Origin of the sequence: Amycolatopsis rhizosphaerae (genome assembly GCF_007713715.1) — a bacterium.
GTDB classification, from domain to species: Bacteria; Actinomycetota; Actinomycetes; order Mycobacteriales; family Pseudonocardiaceae; genus Amycolatopsis_E; species Amycolatopsis_E rhizosphaerae.
The window spans coordinates 1-1,231 of record NZ_VJWX01000865.1; the positions used below are offsets into that span (position 1 = coordinate 1).

1 protein-coding gene is annotated in these 1,231 nt (G+C 71.6%); it reads right to left on the reverse strand.

Translation table 11 applies throughout. The annotated features are described in order from the left end of the window. The coding region (locus FNH05_RS37495; RefSeq protein WP_144593558.1) for a sensor histidine kinase at positions 1 to 913 on the reverse strand (913 nt) is incomplete at its 3' end. Positions 914 to 1,231: the final 318 nt, after the last annotated feature.

The following is a 1,231-nucleotide window of genomic DNA, read 5'->3' on the forward strand; positions in this document are numbered from 1 at the left end:
GGTCCACATTGGCCAGTCCGACGCTGCCGGGGCTGCCCCGCCCGGCGAGGATCGCGGCGTCGTGTTCCGGGTCCATGCCCACCCCGTCGTCCTCGACCGTGATCACGCAGTCGTTCCCCTCGGCTTCCCCGCGCACCAGCACGGTCCCGGTTCCCGACCGCGGTTCGATGCCGTGCCGGATCGCGTTCTCCACCAGCGGTTCCAGTACCAGGTACGGCACCGCGACCGCGAGCACCTCGGGGGCGACCCGCACCTGCACCTGCAGCCGCTGGCCGAGTACCGCCTTCTGCAGGGCCAGATAGGTCTCGATCGCGTGGAACTCCTCCGCCAGCATCGTGTACTCGCTGTGGCGGGCGAGGCTATGCCGGGTGTAGTCGGCGAAGTCCAGCATCAGTTCGCGCGCGCGGTCCGGTTCGGAGGTCACCAGCGAGGCGATGACGGTGAGTGCGTTGTAGACGAAGTGCGGGGACATTTCCGCCGACAGCGCCCGCAGTTCCGCCTGGGCCGCGTGTTCGGCCGAGGCCTCCAGCTTGCCGCGTTCCAGCGCGTCCGCCACGAGGGCCGCGACCTCCCGCGCCGCTACCGTCCGCACCGGCCCGGCCACCAGCAGCACTCCGGCGAGCTCGTCCCGGACCGGCAGGGGCAGCGCGAGCAGCGGAGGTTTCCCCTGCGGCGCCTCGGTGCGCAACACGTCCTGCACGAGGGAGGCGGCCTCCGGACCCGGGGCACCGGAACCGGACCACGTCACGGCACCGCCGAGGTCGGCGAACCCGGCCGCGCCGGCGCCGAGCAGGCGCCGGATCCGGCGCAGGGCCCGGCGGGCGGCGGGGGAGCCGATACCGGGCCGGACGTCGGAAGCCAGCCGCCGGGCCGCCGCGAGCGTACCCGCCGGGTCCGGTCTGGCCTGCAGCATGCACAACCCCATCACCGTCGACGGAAAGGATGGTTCGGAATTGTAGGTCGACGTTCGTCGACCACTCGTCCCGGGATTGCTACCGCCCGTCGTGCGGACGGTGACCCGGGGCACATCCGGCCCCTATCGTCCCGACCCGCGACGAGTGAACAGGAGCGGCATGAGCAACGAGGCACAGTCGAATCCGGAGTCGAACGGACTGTCGAACCTGCTGTCCGAAGACCGGTCCTTCCCGCCGAGTGGGGTGTTTGCGGCGGGGGCGAATGCGGATGAGGGGTGGTATTCGCGGGCGGAGGCGGATCGGGATGCGTTCTGGGG